The organism is Terriglobia bacterium, from assembly GCA_032252755.1.
GTDB lineage: Bacteria > Acidobacteriota > Terriglobia > Terriglobales > Acidobacteriaceae > JAVUPY01.
In genome coordinates, this window is sequence record JAVUPY010000025.1 from 253,161 (window position 1) to 272,222 (window position 19,062).

The window sequence follows — 19,062 nt, forward strand, 5'->3', positions numbered from 1 at the left end:
CGGCAGGAGCCAAGTTTGGTGAGCAAAGCTAGAGGGGTGCAAATGCACCCCTCGATCGAGGATTGTAGAGCTCAGCGTTGAACCGTAACCGTCAGTACCTTGCTGTCGGTATTGGTTCCCGCGGTGCCGGTTATGGTGAACTTGTAGACCTTGGAACTCGGGGTTGGAGGTGGAATGGGTGTGGTGCCTCCGGTCGATCCGCCACCACCACAAGAGATCATTCCAATGGCGAGCACGCATACGATCATGAGAATTGCACTTGCCCGTTGCTTGCGGCCACCGAAACAAAGTCCCGCCAGTACGCAAGCGAAAAGAAATGGCATTGTGAAGGGTAGCTTGCGATCGGCGGAAGCCGACAATGCTGGAACGGTGAAGGTTACATTCGTCGAGTTGGCCGAGCTTCCACTGAGACTCAATGTGCTCGGACTAACTGAACAAGTCGCTGCCGACGAATCCGGTGTGCAAGTGAGATTGACGGTCTGAGGGCTACTGATATTGTTGTAGGCCCAGACCGCGAGTGTTCCACTCCCGCCGTTCGCTCCCGGCGTATAAGAATCGTACTGCAACTGTATTGAAAGTTGGCCTTCGACTTGGACGGGAAAGGTGTTCGATACCGGCGCATAGTGATCATCGCCGCTGTATTGGACAGTTATGTTGTGGGTCCCTGCGGCCGTAAAACTATACGGGACCACGGCGATCATGTACCCGGCCAGGTTCTGCACAGTCGGCGTTCCTGTAACCGTAGTGTCTCCATCCTTGAATGTGACTGTGCCCGTCATTGCCGGCCCTTGGAACATGGCGCTGGACTGGACCGTGGCCGCTAGTGTCGATGGTGTGTCGACCACGAAACTAGTTTGGCCGTTCAAGTAGGGAATGTTTGTCGCGAATTTGTCAACGACGGTGAGGCTCAACGAATTGGTCGTGGGAGCGTAGATCCCGTCCCCGGAGTAGTTGGCTGCGATCGTGTGTGTTCCTGAAGTGGTAAACGTGTAGTTGAGAGTCGCATAGATGTTGGTACTGCCGCTGTAACTCACCGTTCCATTCATCGGCTGGCCGTTGTCGGTGAAGGTGACGGTTCCCGTCGGGTAGGGAGTACCATCCGTTGGGATATAAACGAGAGTCGTAAGAGTCGTGGCGTAATTGACCAGAGCCGGTGCGAAGGACGATGTCGTTTGCATGTTCGGAGTGAGTTTGTCCGACACCGTCACCGTTCCGACCGAACCGGATGCCAGAGCCGCGAAGTAAGTGTCTCCGGAGTAGCTGGCCGTAATGGTGTGCTGTCCGTTCTGCGTGAACGTATAACTCATGCTCGCGGAGATCTCGTTTGGGTACCGGTTATAAGTCACGGTTCCGCTGAGCAGCACTCCGTTGTCGTAGAAGGAGATGGTCCCGGCAGGACTTTGAGGAAAACTCGAGCTCGATGAGAGCTGTATCGTCAGGGTTACCGGGATGGCAGGGGTGGCCACGTTCGGCCGAACCGCCGAATAACTGCTGTAGAGTTGCGCCTGAGTCACGGTGAACGAAACTGGGGCTGCCGCAACGGCAGCATAGTTGGAGTCACCCGAGTATTGCGCCATGAGCGTGTGGCTGCCCACCGACGACGGGGTGTATTGAACAGAGTAGGTCACGCCCGCGTAACCCGAACTGCCTCCTGCATTCGGCGAAGAGTACAGGAGCCGAATGTTCGAACTGGCGTCGACGCCATTGTCCAGCCACGTAAGCGAGCCTCCAGGGGCCGCACCGTTGCTCGAAGACGTCAAAGCCGCGTTGATCGGGAAACCAGTTCCGTACGTGTAGGGGCCGGCGGACATTACTGTCGCAGTGAGCGCGGTCGTCGCCTTGTTAATGATGATGTTCGCGTTAGCAGTACTCGCGTTATAGCTGGAGTCTCCCGGATAGTTCGCCACGACGTTGTACGTCCCCGGAGTCAGTTGGATCGGCTGATCTTCCGAGTGCCCTTCGTTGTTCAGTGGCCAGTTTCCGCCGTCGAGCGGATTCCCATTGGAGGTCACCGTGAGTGTTCCAGTCGGACAACTCGCGGTCCCATTCGTGCACTTGCTGGAAACCCCGGTCGTGCTCGAAATCGCTGCCGCGGAATCTCCAACGTCCATGCGCAGGATGTAAGGCGACCCGTACTCGGCGCTTGTCGCCGTGTAGCTAGTCAAGTTTCCGCTCAGGTCAAACGTAACCAGGTTGACGAACGTTTTGCTGTTCTCCGGAGCGATGTTGACCGAAACAGCGCTCGAATCGCTTGCCCCCCGCGTGCCGTCGCCCGCGTAGTGCGCGTGTACCGTGTAGCTTCCGCCGGGGAAGAGCGTCGAACCCCACGTCGCCGCGCCGCTGGTCAGCTTCGATGAATCGATCCCCGAATTGTCCGTTGTACCGTTGTTGCCTATCAGGGACACATCTCCCGTGGCTGCGCTGGGTGAAACGTTGACCGCAACATTGATCGAGTCGCCGTGATTGGCTTGGACTGTTGTGATCTTGCCATTCAGGGTGAGGTTGGTTGTGCTTGGAGTGAAAGTCGCCTGTCCGATCTTAGTTATGAGATTCGCTATATTTGGCGAACCCAGACCCGTGGCGCGGTCGTAGCCGGTCGCCGTCATGTACGCCAGCTTTCCGGAATCGACGAGGACCCCCGTTCCCGTGGTAGCGCTGCAATTCGGAGTTCCACCCTTGCAGGGAACCGTGTTCGCGCCGGTCGCCACGTCGCGAAACACGCAACTGGTCGACGTGGAACCGGTGCTGCAGGAAGAGCCAGACTGTGCGGCAATCGAATAAAGCAGGTAATTCAAGTTGCCGAGTCTTCTATTCAGTTTCTGATTCGCCAACGCGACTGCGCCCGCAAACGCAGGGGCGCCCGCCGAGGTTCCGCCGATCGGTACGTAATAGACATATCCCCCGGACGGTGTGCATGACTGGTAGCCGTACGGAAGGAGATCCGCTTCACACATCACGTAAAAGCTGTGCGATGCCGAAACGCCACCCTCGGCAAACAAAGATATGTCCGGAACGTCACGAACGCCGTCACTGGGAACGCCAATTCCCGTTTGCCAGGCTGGTTTGACCGTGCCGGAACATTTCCCGCCACTTACTTTCGAGCAGTTGCTGGGCCCACCAGAACCTGCCCAAAGCTGGAGATTCTGGCTGCTTGTGCAGGAACTTGTAGTGGGAGAAGTACCGCCCGCGCAGGAATCGTTCCAGGTTTTCTCTGGTACGTACGACTTTGCCGAGAGATAGCCGGTACCATTGGTGCTGTTGAAGTAGGTGGTCTGGGTCGTGGCGTCGTTGAAGTCGGTGCCGCCCACGGCGATATTGAACGGAGTGGAAGCGAGGCCATTGACTGCGATGCCATTCGACGCGACGGTCTCACTGTTCGGGTCGTCGCAACCGGCAGACCCGTTGTCGCCCGCAGATACTGACACGGTGATTCCCTGGGCTGCGGCTTGCTCCCAAAGCGACTGGTGAAACTGATTTCCGGCATTACCAAACGCCGATTCGCAGGCGCCATAGCTAACGCTCATCACGGGCGCCAGGTTGTGCTGAATTATGTAAAGAGCAGAAAGATCAACCCCGTCGACGGTTGTCGTGGATTCTGAGGCGACAAGGACAATCGACGCTCCGGGAGCGACCGCGCCGGCCCACTCCACATCCAGCAGAGACTCGGTTTCATCTCCGGGGACGATTCCGGGATCGGGGCCGTTGAGAATCACCGAAGTGTGATTGTCCGGCGTCATCGGGAGACCGAAGAGGGTGCGGAAATCGGTAACGTCCTGAAGATTGATGTTGGTTCGGCCGACGATCGCGATGGTCTGCCCGGAACCGTCATTTCCGGCCTGCAGTAGCGACCTCGACCCATAGATCACCGAAAAATCGGCCGGTCCGATCGGGTAATACGGCGGCGTCCCGCCGGTCGTGATCAGCGGCATTGTTTCCCCGGTCTGAACGTCATGTTTCATGACATTGAACGTGTGCGACTGCGGGCGAAGCCCAAAGTTATTCAGCGAGGCGATACCTTTTACGACCGGCGCCAGCGCTGCCGGGATCTGCGGATCATTGGCGTTGGCCCAATGTTCCGCACCACTGATCACGTACTTGCGAATGTCTGTGTGGAATACCTGTCGCAGTTGTCCCACCGTGCCACTGAACTCGATAACGTTCTTTCCCGGAGAAACTTCCGTTACCTGGAATCCGTTATTCAGCAGCCAGGTTGTCACGCTCTGAATATCACTATCAGCAGGGCCAAACTGCTGCCCGAACTCTTCTGGGGTTAGCCATTTGTGAAAATTAGGGGAGCCGGCAGTCTGCTGCTCATCAAGCAACTGCCGTAGCGCCTTTTCCTGCTCATCCGATCGCGACAGCACCAGCAACATTCGGCTTTCCATCATCGAATCCGGCGCAGGTCCCTGATCGAATGCGGCACGCGCCAGCGGCGGCGTGTTACCGTGCAGCGTCACCCGCTGATTCGGATCGATTTGTTGAGTAATCCGGGGTGCCGGCCTTTGTGCTGCGGCGATCGTTGTCACAATCAGGGAAACGAAAATAACTGCCAATGGCGAGGTGCGGAAAAGGCGGTCCTTCATAGGCCCCCAGTGCTTTACGAATGTTGATGAGGCACACCAGAGTACCTGAATCTTGAAGAAAAATGGAGAACTGGATTTCACTAGTTCCGAATTCGGAACAGCCCTTGTTTTCCAATAGGTTGAGATTGGGATTTACGGATTCGTAATGATCTCCCCGATGTTTGCTACGGTATTGCCCTTTTTCATCGATGGCACTCCGCAGATGTAAAGGACCTCTCCCGCAGCGGGTGCTTCGGCGTCATACACCGTGTGTCCGAAATAATCCGTCACATAGCCAATTTTCATCCCCTTGGCCACGTAGGTTCCCCGCTGTACCAGGGGATAGAAAATCCCAGTCTCCGGGCTTGTTACGGTGTCGACCTTGCCGATCCACACTGGATTCTCCACGGGCGTTGGTGCTCCCGGCAGCATCTTGAGATACCGCATTACGCTCACCGTACCATTCACAAGTAGATTTACGTCCTTCGCGCGGACCGTCCCCGAATAGCCTGCTTCGACCGCGATTGCCGGCTTGCCACGCGTGTTCGCCGTGTTGTCGAGATAGCGGGACGCGTTCGGATCCGCGGGCCTCTCACTCCAGACAATGATGTGATCCAGCCCAAACGCCAGCACCATGTCGCGAGTAATCGCGTCGCGCTTGGTATCCCCTGACTTCGGCCAGTAAGCGTACGGCCGCAGATTCTCGTCGAGGTCGCCGCCGTGATAGTCGATCAGGTAATCGCATTGTTCGACCACCTGCTTCGTGATTGCCCATGACACGCGCTCCGTCTGCGTGCCGTTGGGATTGCCCGGGTAGTAGCCATTCATGCTCTTGCCATCCACGGGATTCACATGCGGAACCTTCTGCTCAAACGATGGAATGTTGACCAGCGGAAGCACAATTACGGTCCCCGAAATCTGTGCCGGATCGAGCGATTCAATCACCTTTTCCAGCGCAATAATCGATGCATACTCGGTTCCATGCAGGCCGGAGACGAGCGCAAGCACAGGGCCCGGTTTCGCGCCATGGAACACGGCCACAGGAATAGAGGCAGCGGGATCGCGACCGGCGGGGACATCAATCGTTCCGAACGCCTTTTGTCCAGGAGCGGCGGTGGCGGTGCCTACCGTGAAGTTCTGTGCGACCGCGAATGAAGTTGCGACACAAATGATCAGCACTGCGAAGATATGGGTTTTCATGGCGGCAGGAGTATAAGGCGAGTTCCGCCAGATGTGAACTCGCTTTCAGACATCCCCACGATTGTATGCATCGATAAATTGCATATTCACCCCCTCCTCGCGGCCTCTCGCGTGTGATTATGCAGACTCCTGAATGCATATCCATAAATTTCCATATCTCAAAGAAATTATTAAACTTAACTAACTCACAACTTCCCGTGACTACCCTCACGGCAGGGCATTTGCCGCCAGCGCAGCATAGATATCAGGAGCGAGGCGTCTGCTGTGAGTTCGACGCCCACCAGATATCTATATGAAACGAGTCCTTATCCTCGGCGCCGCCGGCAGAGATTTCCATAACTTCAACGTTGTCTTCCGTCATAACCCCGAGTTCGAGGTTGTTGCATTTACGGCAACACAGATCCCCGACATTGCGGGACGAAAATATCCGACCGAACTTGCTGGGAAGCTCTATCCAAACGGCATTCCCATCCTCGAAGAAAACGATATGGAGAAGATCATCCGCGAGAAAGAAGTCGACGTCTGTGTCTTCTCCTACAGCGACATCAATTACATGACGCTGATGCACCTGGCATCGCGCGTAGTCGCTGCCGGGGCCGACTTCTGGCTGCTCGGCGCGCAGAAGACCCAACTGGCGGCGAAGGTCCCGGTAATCTCGGTCTGCGCCGTGCGCACCGGCTGCGGCAAGAGTCCAGTCTCGCGCAAGATCGCGCGCTACCTTCAGGAAATGGGCTGGCATCCGGTGGCTGTCCGTCACCCGATGCCGTATGGTGATCTCGCCATTCAGCGCGCGCAGCGCTTCGCCAAGCTGAGCGATCTCGACTTCCATAAGTGCACCATCGAAGAGCGGGAAGAGTACGAGCCGCATATCGTTGAGAACCGCACTATCTACGCTGGCGTCGACTACGAAGACATTCTCCGCCAGGCCGAGCAGGAAGCGGACGTCATTCTGTGGGACGGCGGCAACAACGATACCTCGTTCTACCGCTCCGACCTCGAAATCGTCGTGGTCGATCCGCATCGCCCCGGACATGAACTCGCTTATTACCCCGGCGAAGTCAACTTCCGCAGCGCGCAGGTGTTGGTCATCAACAAGGTCGATACCGCAAAGCTCGAGGATATCCAGACAGTTCGCGAGAATATTCGCCGCGTAAACCCGAATGCCCAGGTTGTTGAAACCGCATGCCGCGTTTCCGTACCGAATCCGGAGATGGTTCGCGGCAAGCGCGTGCTCGTCGTCGAAGACGGTCCGACGCTCACGCATGGCGAAATGAAGTATGGCGCGGGAATCGTGGCCGCCCGGCAGTTCGGTGCGCTCGAAATCATCGACCCGCGGCCTTATGCCATCGGCTCCATCCGCGGAACATACGAGAAGTACACGCACCTCAACGGCCTGCTGCCCGCCATGGGTTATGGCGAGCGCCAGTGCCACGAACTCGAAGAAACCATCAAGCGCGTGCCATGCGACCTGGTTTTGGTTGCCACTCCGATCGATTTGGCACGCACCATCAAGATCGACAAGCCGAGCCTGCGCGTTGCCTACGAAGCCGAGGACCGCGGCGAGCACGGCCTGCGCGATGTGGTTGTGCAGTTCACCAGGAAGCACAAACCAGCTCTGCTGGAGGTCATGAAATAAATGCTGCCAACCGATTTTTTATCGATCCGTGACTTTACCCCGGAACAAATAAAGAAGTTGCTGGATATTGCCCGGACGATGAAGGCGAACCCGATGGGTTATAGCGCCGCGCTCCGGGGCAAGACTCTTGCACTTATATTCGAAAAGCCGTCGCTGCGCACCCGCGTGACCTTCGACGTGGGGATTCAGCAACTTGGCGGATTTTCGATTTATCTCTCACCCGCGGAAATCAATCTGGGCAAGCGCGAGTCCGTCTTCGATGTCGCCAAGAACCTGGAGCGCATGGTGCAGGGCATTATGATTCGCACCTTCGCGCACAGCATTGTCGAAGACCTGGCGCAGCACGCAGCCATTCCCGTCATCAACGGGCTCACCGATTACAGCCATCCCTGCCAGGCCATGGCCGATTACCTCACCATCTCTGAAGTCAAAGGCGGGGTGAAAGGTAACAAGGTCGCTTTCGTCGGCGATGGTAACAATGTCGCGCATTCGCTGATGTTCACCGGAGCGCAACTCGGTGCGCACGTATGGGTCGCTACACCGAAAGGCTATGAGCCCGACGCGAAGGCGATCGAGTGGGCGACCAAGCGCGCTGCCCAAACCGGTGGCTCCATCACCATCACCAACGAACCTGACGCTGCCGCGCACAATGCCGACGTGATCTACACCGACGTCTGGGCCAGCATGGGTCAGGAATCCGAAGCTGCCAAGCGCCGCGAAATCTTCCTGCCCTTCCAGGTCAACATGAAGCTGTTCTCCATTGCCAAGCCCGATGCCATCTTCATGCATTGCCTGCCGGCTCATCGAGGAGACGAAGTCACCGACGATGTCATCGATCATCGGCGCTCGGTCGTCTTCCAGGAAGCCGAGAACCGTTTGCACGTGCAGAAAGCGATCATGTTCGAGTTGATGAAAGACGTGCCGATCGGCTACTCGCAGATGATCGCGGAGGAAGACCTGGTAGCAGCGAAGTAACAACCTTGTGCCCCACCCTTATCGCGCAGCGATAGGGTGGGGTAGTTCTCTCGGAAGTCTCATGTCCAAGACGATGCTCATCGCGGTTGGCGGCAACTCCCTGATTCGCGCAGGCCAAAAGGGAACCGTCGCCGAGCAGTTGGCCAATACCCGGCGGACCGCCGAAGCCATAGTCGGCCTCATCCGCGACGGGTATCGCCTTGTGATCACTCACGGCAATGGCCCCCAGGTCGGGGCCGCACTCTTGCGTTCGGAGCGCGCATCCGACCAGGTGCCGGGCCACACTCTTGACGTTTGCGACGCCGACACCCAGGGCGAGATCGGCTATCTACTCGCGCAGTCGCTCCGCAATGAACTCCATCGCGCCGGCATGCGCGTACCAGTCGTGGCCATCATGACGCAATGCGTTGTTGCCGCCGACGATCCCGCAATGGAGCATCCCACCAAGCCTATAGGCCCCTTTTACTCGAAGAAGGACGCCGAGGAACGTCGCAGGGCTCACGGTTGGGCGATCGTCGAAGATGCGGCTCGAGGATATCGCCGCGTCGTCCCTTCTCCGGATCCCATCGAGATCGTCGAACTCGAAGTCATTCGCGATCTTGTCGAAGCCGGAGCGCTCGTCGTCGCCTGCGGCGGTGGTGGCATTCCGGTCGTTCGCGATCCCGACGGAATGCTGCGTGGAGTCGAAGCAGTCATCGACAAAGACCGCGCCTCGGCGTTGCTTGCATCCAAACTCGGCGTTGACCTGTTCGCAATTTCGACCGACACCGATTATGTCTACCTCGATTACAAGAAGGCAACGCAGCGAGCGCTCACATACGTAACAGCGACGGAAATCGCCGAGCACTTCAAAAATGGACATTTCCCGGCCGGCAACATGGGCCCCAAGGTTGAATCCGTGCTGCGCTTTCTGAGGAATGGCGGCAAGCGTGCCGTGATTACTTCCTTCACGCACATGCTCGAAGCTGTCGCCGGAAGCGCCGGTACTCACATCGTTGCCAACGGGCTCGCGAGCGAGCAGACCAAGCACGAGGAGCAGGTATGTCACACACGGTGAATCCTGCCGCACCTATAATTGAAAGCAGGGCAGTACCCGCCATGAAACTTCAGCACGTCGTCGAATCGCAGCAATTCACGGTCCCCCTGCTGATGGAATTGTTCGACCGCACGCGTTTCATGGAGCGCATCGTCGCACGGGGCGGTACCCTCGATTACCAGAACCGCATCATGGCGGCCCTGTTCTACGAACCCTCGACCCGCACGCGCTTCAGCTTCGAGGCCGCCATGTACCGCCTCGGTGGCAAGGTTCTTTCTACCGAGCACGCCCGCGCCTTCTCGTCCGAGTTCGAGAACGAGCAGGTCGAAGATTCCATCCGCATTATCGGCAGTTACTCAGACGTCATTGTCATCCGTCACCACGAAGAAGGTGGCGCGAAACGTGCCGCTCAGGTGTCGCCCGTACCAGTTATCAATGCCGGAGACGGCAATGGTGGACAGCACCCGACGCAGGCCCTCCTTGACCTCTATACCATTTATCGCGATCGCCCGCTGGATGGCCTGAGCGTGGCCTTCATAGGAGAACTTGATCGTGGGCGCACCGTGCGCTCGCTGGCGTACCTCCTCGCCAAATTCGACCGCGTCAAGATTTATTTTGTCAGCCCGCCGGAACTGCAGATCAAGGACGACATTCTGCAATACCTGGAGCGGCACAACGTCGCCTACGAACTCGATTCCAGAATCGACCGGGTAATCCCGAACGTCGACGTCGTTTATGCAACGCGCATTCAACCGGATCGCCTGAAGGATCAGCAGGAAGTGAATCGCTTCGCAATCAACTCCGCCGTGCTCGAGCGCATGAAGTCCGACGCCATGATCCTGCATCCTTTACCGCGAACTGTGGAACTGGACAAGACCGTCGACACCGATCCGCGCGCGTTTTACTTCCGCCAGGCCATGAACGGGCTCTATGTGCGGATGGCTCTGTTGACCATGCTTTTTGATTAGGTTTTGGGTGCCCCGATCCCAGCTTTGCTGGGGCGGGGTAGTTACCGAATCACACCACAAATTGACGCATCTAAGTTTCAACTACTAGAGAGGACTTATGCCGGTCATGGAACGCATGCGCACAGACGAATTCGTACAAATGGAGAATCAGTACGGTGCGCACAATTATCATCCGCTTGATGTTGTTATAGAACGTGCCGAGGGTTGCTGGGTCTACGACGTCGACGGTAAAAAATACCTCGACTGCCTCGCCGCCTACTCCGCCGTCAACCAGGGACACTGCCATCCCGCGATCATGAAGGCCGCGATGGCACAGCTTGGCAAAGTCACGCTAACCTCGCGCGCCTTCCGCAACGAACAACTGCCGCTCCTCTACAAGCAGTTGCACGACATGACTGGTTTCGACATGACGCTGCCGATGAACTCCGGCGCCGAAGCCGTAGAAACCGCCGTCAAGACCGCGCGAAAATGGGGATACAAGGTAAAAGGCATTCCAGATGGGAAGGCGGAAGTAATTGTTTGTGCCAACAACTTCCACGGCCGCACCGTCACCATCGTCAGCTTCTCCAGCGACGAGCAGTATCGCGACGGCTTTGGTCCGTTCACGCCCGGCTTCAAGATCGTCCCCTACGGCGACATTAACGCACTGCGTGCGGCGATTACACCGAACACCTGCGCCTTCCTGGTCGAGCCGATCCAGGGCGAAGCCGGAATCATCATTCCGCCCAAGGGCTTCCTGAAGCAGGCCGCGGAACTCTGCAAGAAGAACAACGTGCTGCTCATGTGTGACGAGATCCAGTCCGGCCTCGGACGCACCGGCAAACTCTTCGCCTTCATGCACGAGGGCGTCCGTCCCGACGTGCTCATCGTCGGCAAGGCGTTAGCCGGAGGCTTCTACCCCGTCTCGGCAGTTCTGGCTTCGAAAGAAATCCTCGGCGTGTTCCAACCTGGAGATCACGGGTCCACCTTTGGCGGCAATCCGCTCGGATGCGCCGTAGCCCGCGCTGCACTCAAGGTCTTGATTGACGAGAAACTGGTCGAGCGCTCCGCCGAAAACGGCGCCTATTTCATGGAGAAGCTAAGAGCGATCAAGAGTCCCGAAATCAAGGAAGTCCGTGGTGTCGGACTATGGATTGGCATCGAGTTGCAAGGCAAGGCGCGTCCCTACTGCGAAGCCCTGAAAGAACTCGGCATCCTGTGCAAGGAGACGCACGACCACGTCATCCGCATAGCGCCGCCGCTGACCATCACGCGCGAGGAGATCGACTGGGCCGCGGCGCGAATTCGACAGGTCCTCGAAAAACGCTAAACAACCTTGCGTGTGTCCGGCCTCACGTCTGCGGTACTCGGCAGATGTGAGGCCTTTGTTTTTTTTCCGAAACATTACTAACGTAACCTCAATTCGCTTTTGCCCCATCCACAGTTGCTGCATCCAAAGTTATCATTCGTTCACTTTGCTATTTCCATGTGTGGGGGGAAGACCATGAACCGCATTAGCCTGACGATTCTTGTGTTCGCTCTCTGTTCGAGCGCGCTGGCCAAGCACCATCACTTTTATCAAAAGGGGCAGTTGTTAAGCATGGAATCCGTTTCGTGCGGTTACGCCGAGAAGTCCGGCAACACCTTCAAGGGCGAAATCCTTGGAACCAACGGCGGCCACAAAAACACCGAGGAGGTGCTCTGCCAGGAATACGTGCTGAAGTCCGACCAGGTCATCTATCGCATCCGTCCGCGGGACGAGAAACATCCCGTTCTGCTTCCGGTCGGGCAGACCGCAGAGTTTCGTACCGACAAGGACAAGCTTCTGTTGAAGGTAGACGAACTCGATGGCAAGGAGCGCGCCTACACGGTTGTTTCAATGAAGCCGGTGGACGATCTCTCGGCCGAGAAGAAGTGAGTAGGTAAAAATTCCCCAACCGGAAAGCCATGTCCGGCAAGGTTTTCGCATTACATGCGTAATCAGAGAGTCACCAGAGCACACGTAAGTAGCTGAAAGTTCTATTGCTTTCAGATCACTCGCAATTGGCACGAAGAGTGCCAAGGATTTTATCGGGAGGATGGCATGAAGAAAAACTTCGTCGTAATCTGCGCGCTGTCAACGCTGGTTGGCGTTGCTGCGGCGCAGCAGGTCAGCAGTCAGAACAACGTTTCCGCTTCAAGCAACACTTCGGTCTCCGCCAGCCAGAACGGCGCCAACGTAAACTCCAATAGCAACGCCGGTGTTTCGAGCCAGACAAGCGCTACCGCGCCGAAGCACGAAGAGCACTCCACGCCAAAGCACGAAGAGCACTCCACGTCAAAGCAGTCCAGGCACCATCAGCCGCAGCCGAAGAAGGCGCAAAAGGGTGAGTCGACCGACGCCGCGAGCGCGCTGAGCGCCGGCACTAACGTGAGCGCCCTGCTTTCCAAGCCCCTCGATTCGCGCAAGTGCAAGCCTGGCGACGAGGTCTTCGCGACCGCCTCAGAAGATGTGAAGGCAAACGGCAAAGTGGTCATCAAGAAGGGCTCTAGACTATTCGGGCACGTAACTGAAGCGAAAACCAAGGGCAAAGGCGAGGCCAACTCGTCGCTGGGAATCGTCTTTGACCGCGCGCTCCTGAAGAACGGGCAGCAGGTTCAGATGAACAGCGTCGTGCAGGCAATTGCGGCAGCGCGTACAGCACCGATGCCGATGGATGACGACATGGGCGCAATGGGGTCGGGCGGCATGGCTTCGACGGGTGCCGTTTCCGGCGGCGGACGTTCCGGTGTCCTCGGCGGCGTAGGCTCCACCGCGACTGCTGCGACCGGTGCAGTGGCCAACGTCGGCGGAAATGCTACCGGTGCATTAAACTCGTCCCTCGGTTCCAGCGCCAATGTTGGTCACGGGGTCACCGGCGCGTTGACTTCGACTAGCAGTGGTGTCGTGGGCATGAAAGGAATGTCGCTCGCGACAGCGGCCTCGAACGCCACCGAAGGCAGCGTCATCACCTCCACCGGCAAGAGCGTTCACCTCGACAGCGGCACGCAGATGATGCTTCGAGTAGTGAAGTAGCAGGCATCGAGCCAGTTGGATCGCGCCCCATTCCAGCCGTGCAGGTTGGATGGGGCGTTATCTTTTAGTACCGCCGACTAGCGCTGCCGACTTACCATTCCGGATTGCCCGCACAAATTCATTCGCTTTACCAACCCGGCGGAGCTATGTTGTCACTGTACCGAGGCCCTTGTGAGATACCAGCTCGCGGTTGTCATTTTTTTCATCCTTTTCCCGCTCATTCCTTCAGCGCTTGCGCAGGATCTACCCGTTCCGGACCCGGAGGTTGTTCATCCAAACCTGCGGGTCACGATTACCATGCCTTCCGTTAAGGCCACTGACCAAGGCAAGACCGCCATTGTGAAGGCCGCTGTTGCCATGGTGCTTGGCGCTGCGGACCTGAAATGCGATCCCGGTTCGCAACTGAACGCCGTTCTCGAAGCCAATGCCGCATCGCCTTTGCGAACACTGTCCGAAAAAATAGCCGGGGCTTCCTGCGCGATCGATGGTCACGCGAACCAATTGAACGCTACGTTTACCCCCCAATGGCGAAATCCGGGCTGACGACCTGGTCGTCGCGATGATGCATCAACGTCCGCTACTCATGGAGTGGAACGGCAATCTGTATGTCATTCATGGCGTAGTTTATGACGAGCATCTGCATAACAGCGGTAAGCGCGAGAATGTTATCCGCCAGTTGCTCTTAATAGATCCGCGGTACGCCTACGAGCGCAGATTCGTTTCCTTTGATCGGCAGGCAGACGATTTCTCGCAGGTCGAGGGAATCGCCGAGATTTCGTGTGGCATGAATTCTGCAGGAATTCGAGAGTAGAATCGCTCTGATAATCGCAAACGTTTGTGGAGATCCTATGCGGACTTCATTCCTTATCTTCCTACTTGTCGCCACAGCCGTCGCCCAGCAGGCTCCCAGCCAGGTTCGGGATGACACGCCTCAACTGAAGAGTCGAACCGAAGTCGTCCGCCCCCAGCAACCCGAGGAACAACAACAGGGGCACATACTTGTGGTGCCGGCGGGAACCAGGATTCCCATTCAGCTTCGCCAGGGTATCTCGACCAAGAACGCGCAGCCGGGTGATCCGATCTACGGGCAGACGAATTTTCCCATCGTCATCGAAAATCAGGTAGTCATTCCCAGCGGAACCTACGTCCAGGGCGTCGTCGACAGTGTCAAGCGCGCCGGCCGCATCAAGGGAACCGCCCAGTTGGCATTTCATCTCACAACCCTGGTGTTTCCGAGCGGCTATACGCTAAGCATGGGCGCCGCCATCGACCAGGTTCCCGGAAGCGAGAACTCACGCATGAAGGAACCCGGCACGGTGCAGCACGATCCCGAGAAAGCAAAGGACCTGGAACGAATCGGCAGGAACGCAGCGACGGGCGGCGCCATCGGCGGAATTGCCGGTGCGGCCGCCAGTCCGGGTTGGCACGGCTATGGCGTTGGCGGACTGGCCGGCATCGGGGCCGGGACGCTGATCGGCATAATGGCGCGCGGCGGCGATGTGCGATTTGAACCGGGCACGGTAGTCGACGTCGTCTTGAATCACGCCATTGGCATCGACGCGGACAAGGCCTTCCGCCTCTCTGGCACACCCGCCTACTACCCGACAGGCCCGCAGTACATCCCGCGGCCGCATCGGCGTGAATAGATTTTTTTGTCGGATCAGTGTGCCAGCAACAGAACTCCGCCCGCCACGAACAGCGCGGAAATCCACCGGCGATGATCGACGTTTTCCTTCAGGAATATCCGCGCCGCGACAGCATTACTGACGAACGTGATTGAGGCGCTGGCCGGCGCCACCAGGCTGACATCCGCCCAGGAGAGCGCGACCAGCAAGCTGAAGAACGCCAGCGCCATGAAAAATAAGCCGAGCATGAACCAGCCGCTCGCGATTACGCGTTCAATGGCAGAACGCATTCCGTAACGTTCGCGAATTTCGCCGAGGTCCCCAACGTGTTGCATTGCGTATGCGAGCAGCACGTCGCCTGCGGTCGAGGCAATCACAACGGCGGCAATGGCCGCCCACGTATACCCTGTCTTCATGCGGCGCTATTCCCGTGCTGTCTCATGCTTCTTTCCGTGATGTCCAACCAGTTGCGCGATTTCCTGACCCTCAGTACGTTCAGTTTGTGACGGTCCTCCAGCCACAAAACCCACTCCCGCGGTGATCAGCGCGATTCCGGCCCAGCGCGCGACGCTGATCTGTTCGTGCAGAAAGAACTTGGAAAGCAGCGCCAAAGCCACATATCCGATAGCCGTTGCCGGCAAAACATAGGTGAGATCCGCCCAGGAAAGCGATGCGAGATAGCTAGCGAAGAACAGGATCAGGCAAATGGTTCCGGCAACAACCCACGGATTTGCAATTGCCGTGATTACCTCTGTCAACTGCGAAATGTGAATCTGCCCGACCTCCTTCATTCCGCGGGAAAGCAGCGTGTCGCCAATGGAGCCGAAGAAGACCACGGCAAGAAGAACGAGATACTTACGGACAGTCACTGGAACAGCATAGCAAACGGCAGAAGGTCACACCGTCGTACAGGCTCCGGCAGGCTACGAAGAGGGGTGGCTTCCGAATCGGACACTGGCGTCTATTACAATTGAACTATGCCAAAGAAAGAATCTACGCGCCTCGGCTATACCTCGGATCATGCGTCCGCCGGGCTGGATCATGCTTTTCCCACAATCGAGACCTTTGCAAATCAGTTTCCCGGTTACGAAATTGAAATCGATGTGCCGGAATTTACCTCGGTATGTCCCAAGACCGGGCTCCCCGACTTCGGCACCGTTTGGGTGCGCTACATGCCTGACAAGCGCTGCCTTGAGCTGAAGTCTCTGAAGGAATACATCAACGAATACCGGAACCTCGGCATCTTCCAGGAGAACGTCGTGAACAAGATGCTTGAAGACGTTGTGAAGGCGGCCAAACCCGCCTGGTGCGAGGTTCGCGGACAGTTCCGCCCCCGCGGGGGAATAGGGACACTGGTGGTAGCGCGGTGGCCGAAGAAAAGATAGTCCACAGTTCCCGGTTCCCCGTTCTCAGTTGTAAAACCCAGTTATCCTTCTCGGGCGATCGAGCCTCGGTTCTCGGGTCTTGGCTTCGGACCTGCTTGGCAAGCACTCAATCGGGATATGACAACCGAGAACTGAGAACCTAGCAGTGCATTGCTCCTGTTACCATCCCTGATTTATTCTGCCCACGCATGAACTACCGCCGCGCTGGCTGGGCCCTCTTTGTTCTAACGGGCTTGAACTTCGTGAACTACATCGACCGCTCGGTGCTGTTCGCGGTTCAACCGCTCATCCAGTCGGAATTCCATCGCTCCGACGCTGAGTTCGGCTTCCTCACCTCCGCCTTCATCATCTGCTACATGTGCACGGCTCCGTTCATCGGACCCTTGGCAGACCGCTTCCAGCGGCGCAGAATCATGGTTATCGGGGCGCTCATCTGGAGCGCGGCCACACTGCTCACAGCCGTCACCTTCAGCTTCGAAACTCTCTTTATCCGGCACCTGATCGTCGGCATCGGCGAAGCGACGTTCGTCACGATTGCTCCAGCGTTTCTCAGCGACATCTTTCCTGAACACAAGCGTGGCCGCATCATGGCGATTTTTTCCGCGGCGCTTCCGATGGGTTACGCGATCGGATACATGGTTGGAGGGAAGCTCGGAGAGGCCTACGGTTGGCGGCACGCGTTCCTTATCGCTTCAATTCCGGGCTTCATTCTTGCGCTCATGCTCCTCTTCGTCCAGGAACCGACACGCGGCGCCGAGGACCATCTCAAGGAAACTGTCGAACGCGGAACGATCCTCGGCCTTCGCAAGAATGCCGCCTTCTGGAGTTGCACTCTCGGAATGGCGATGATGACCTTCGCGACCAGCGGCATGAGTGTCTGGATGCCGACCTTCCTCGTGCGCGTTCGCAGCGTGCCTCTCGCCAGGGCCAATTTCATCTTTGGCGCAGTCACCCTGGTGAGCGGATTTCTTGCCACAGTCATCGGCGGCTGGCTTGGTGACTACTTGCTGCGCTACACCAAAGGTGCTTACTATCTAGTCTCCGCTATCGGAATGGCGCTGGCCGTTCCCGCAATTTACATGGCCGTAACTTACACCGGATCAGCGATGTATCCTTCCATCTTCCTGGCTGAATTCATGCTGCTGGTGAATACGGCGCCTCTCAATGCGGCGATGGTGAACTCCGTTTCGGCGCGCATTCGCGCCACCGCCTCGGCCGTTAACATCTTCTTTCTGCACGCGCTTGGCGACGCCCTCTCCCCAACGGTGATGGGTCGTATCTCGGACGAGAGCCACGGCAACCTGCGGCTATCGTTCCTCGCGGTCACAGTTGCTGTCGCACTTTCGGCTATTATCCTGTTCTGGGGCATCCGAAAAGCGCCGGATTTAAAGGTGCCCGATGAAGCGCCCGGAGCCGTGCAGGTGTGATCGCTGCAGCTTTCATGACGACGTTAGGCATGGCAAATCTGGCTCTGGCATGGGCTCTGGGACTGCTCTGGGTCTTTCATCTGCTCGATGCAGCGCGGGGAATGCCGAAGGTCGAGGAGATCACTCGGAAAGAGTGGAATGTTCCTCCAGAGTGGATTATCTCCTGCGAAACGAACCGTTCTACACCCTCGATCAGTATCGTTGTTCCCGCACGAAACGAAGCCAGGACAATTGAGCCTGCGCTGCGCTCATTGCGAAAACTCGATTACCCGAATTACGAAGTGATCGTCATCGACGATCGCTCGACGGACGGCACTGGCGAGATCATCCGTGGGGTTGCTGCCGAAGGTGGTATCGTTCCGATCCGCGTGATCTCCGTCCGTGACCTGCCGCCGCATTGGCTCGGCAAGACTCACGCCATGTGGCTCGGAGCATGCGAGAGCGAGAGCGACTGGATCCTATTCACGGATGCCGACGTTGTCTTCCGCCCCGATTCCGTGCGCCGCGCAATTGCATATGCCGAAAAGCAGGAGACCGATCATCTCGTTCTGCTTCCAACCATGCTGACCTACACCCCCGGCGAGCGCATGATGACCGCGCTATTCCAGGCACTCATCGGCTTCGGACACCGGCCCTGGAAAGTTGCCGATCCGGATGCGCGAGACTACATCGGCGTGGGCGCCTTCAACATGATCCGCCGCTCCGTTTACGAAAAGATCGGTACCTACGAACGCCTGCGTCTCTCGATCATGGACGACATGGACCTTGGCCGTCTCGTGAAGAAATGTCATTACCACCAGCGCTGTGCCTTCGGGCGGAACCTGGCTCGGATCCATTGGGCCCAGGGCATGATGGGCATCGTCCACAACGTGACGAAGAACTTCTTCGCCTACATGCGATACAAGCCGTGGATTGCGATTGCGACCGCCTGCGCACTACTGCTGCTGAACGTATGGCCCTTTGTCGCCGTCTTCTTCTCAGCAGACTGGGCGACCGTCGGATACGTTGCTGCCCTCGTATCTATACTCGCGATCTATGCCGGCACGGCTCCGAAGTCGGGAATAGGCCCGTGGTATTTCTTCACTCACCCAATCGCCGCCTCGCTCTTCGCCTACGCCGTCGTCCTCTCAGCCGTCACGACAATGAAACAAGGTGGAGTGGAATGGCGAGGAACGCTGTACTCACTGGAAGAGTTGCGAAAATTCGTTGACTGA

General features: G+C 57.5%; 17 protein-coding genes. 13 read left to right on the forward strand and 4 right to left on the reverse strand.

Going from position 1 to position 19,062, the window contains the following annotated elements; translation table 11 throughout:
- Positions 1 to 71: 71 nt before the first annotated feature.
- Positions 72 to 4,583 (reverse strand): Ig-like domain repeat protein, encoded by a 4,512-nt coding sequence (locus ROO76_06415; GenBank protein MDT8067785.1) that lies wholly within the window; start codon positions 4,581 to 4,583, stop codon positions 72 to 74.
- Between the two features lie 132 nt (positions 4,584 to 4,715).
- On the reverse strand, positions 4,716 to 5,762 hold the full coding sequence (locus ROO76_06420) for a M14 family metallopeptidase (protein ID MDT8067786.1): 1,047 nt from the start codon (positions 5,760 to 5,762) through the stop codon (positions 4,716 to 4,718).
- Between the two features lie 292 nt (positions 5,763 to 6,054).
- On the opposite strand from ROO76_06420, the gene ROO76_06425 reads away from it, so the two are divergent.
- The 10 genes from ROO76_06425 to ROO76_06470 all read left to right on the forward strand — a co-directional run bounded on the left by ROO76_06425 (position 6,055) and on the right by ROO76_06470 (position 15,057).
- A complete protein-coding gene (locus ROO76_06425; protein ID MDT8067787.1) occupies positions 6,055 to 7,398 on the forward strand; it encodes a cyclic 2,3-diphosphoglycerate synthase in 1,344 nt (447 codons plus the stop codon).
- Positions 7,399 to 8,373: an ornithine carbamoyltransferase gene (gene argF, locus ROO76_06430; protein MDT8067788.1), complete on the forward strand. Its 975-nt coding sequence runs from the start codon at positions 7,399 to 7,401 to the stop codon at positions 8,371 to 8,373.
- Between the two features lie 61 nt (positions 8,374 to 8,434).
- Positions 8,435 to 9,430, forward strand: a complete 996-nt coding sequence (arcC, locus tag ROO76_06435; protein MDT8067789.1) for a carbamate kinase — start codon at positions 8,435 to 8,437, stop codon at positions 9,428 to 9,430.
- Between the two features lie 41 nt (positions 9,431 to 9,471).
- Positions 9,472 to 10,377 (forward strand): aspartate carbamoyltransferase, encoded by a 906-nt coding sequence (gene pyrB, locus ROO76_06440; GenBank protein ID MDT8067790.1) that lies wholly within the window; start codon positions 9,472 to 9,474, stop codon positions 10,375 to 10,377.
- A gap of 97 nt (positions 10,378 to 10,474) precedes the next feature.
- The gene (gene rocD, locus ROO76_06445) at positions 10,475 to 11,686 is read left to right on the forward strand and encodes an ornithine--oxo-acid transaminase (protein ID MDT8067791.1); all 1,212 of its coding nucleotides are present in this window, start codon (positions 10,475 to 10,477) and stop codon (positions 11,684 to 11,686) included.
- 174 nt (positions 11,687 to 11,860) lie between these two features.
- On the forward strand, positions 11,861 to 12,274 hold the full coding sequence (locus tag ROO76_06450; GenBank protein ID MDT8067792.1) for a hypothetical protein: 414 nt from the start codon (positions 11,861 to 11,863) through the stop codon (positions 12,272 to 12,274).
- A 165-nt stretch (positions 12,275 to 12,439) separates the two neighbouring features.
- A complete protein-coding gene (locus ROO76_06455) occupies positions 12,440 to 13,411 on the forward strand; it encodes a hypothetical protein (GenBank protein MDT8067793.1) in 972 nt (323 codons plus the stop codon).
- 171 nt (positions 13,412 to 13,582) lie between these two features.
- Complete coding sequence (locus ROO76_06460; GenBank protein ID MDT8067794.1) at positions 13,583 to 13,954, forward strand: hypothetical protein; 372 nt, start codon at positions 13,583 to 13,585, stop codon at positions 13,952 to 13,954.
- A gap of 16 nt (positions 13,955 to 13,970) precedes the next feature.
- On the forward strand, positions 13,971 to 14,222 hold the full coding sequence (locus tag ROO76_06465; protein MDT8067795.1) for a hypothetical protein: 252 nt from the start codon (positions 13,971 to 13,973) through the stop codon (positions 14,220 to 14,222).
- A 37-nt stretch (positions 14,223 to 14,259) separates the two neighbouring features.
- Positions 14,260 to 15,057, forward strand: coding sequence for a hypothetical protein (locus tag ROO76_06470; GenBank protein MDT8067796.1), 798 nt, complete (start codon positions 14,260 to 14,262; stop codon positions 15,055 to 15,057).
- A gap of 14 nt (positions 15,058 to 15,071) precedes the next feature.
- Here the strand turns inward: ROO76_06470 and ROO76_06475 are convergent, their stop codons facing one another.
- A complete protein-coding gene (locus tag ROO76_06475) occupies positions 15,072 to 15,452 on the reverse strand; it encodes a hypothetical protein (GenBank protein MDT8067797.1) in 381 nt (126 codons plus the stop codon).
- 6 nt (positions 15,453 to 15,458) lie between these two features.
- A complete protein-coding gene (locus tag ROO76_06480) occupies positions 15,459 to 15,905 on the reverse strand; it encodes an EamA family transporter (GenBank protein ID MDT8067798.1) in 447 nt (148 codons plus the stop codon).
- Between the two features lie 108 nt (positions 15,906 to 16,013).
- On the opposite strand from ROO76_06480, the gene queF reads away from it, so the two are divergent.
- The 3 genes from queF (at position 16,014) to ROO76_06495 (ending at position 19,062) form a co-directional block, all read left to right on the forward strand.
- Positions 16,014 to 16,421 (forward strand): preQ(1) synthase, encoded by a 408-nt coding sequence (queF, locus tag ROO76_06485; protein MDT8067799.1) that lies wholly within the window; start codon positions 16,014 to 16,016, stop codon positions 16,419 to 16,421.
- 188 nt (positions 16,422 to 16,609) lie between these two features.
- The gene (locus ROO76_06490; GenBank protein MDT8067800.1) at positions 16,610 to 17,848 is read left to right on the forward strand and encodes an MFS transporter; all 1,239 of its coding nucleotides are present in this window, start codon (positions 16,610 to 16,612) and stop codon (positions 17,846 to 17,848) included.
- Positions 17,849 to 17,877: 29 nt separating this feature from the next.
- Positions 17,878 to 19,062, forward strand: coding sequence for a glycosyltransferase (locus ROO76_06495; protein ID MDT8067801.1), 1,185 nt, complete (start codon positions 17,878 to 17,880; stop codon positions 19,060 to 19,062).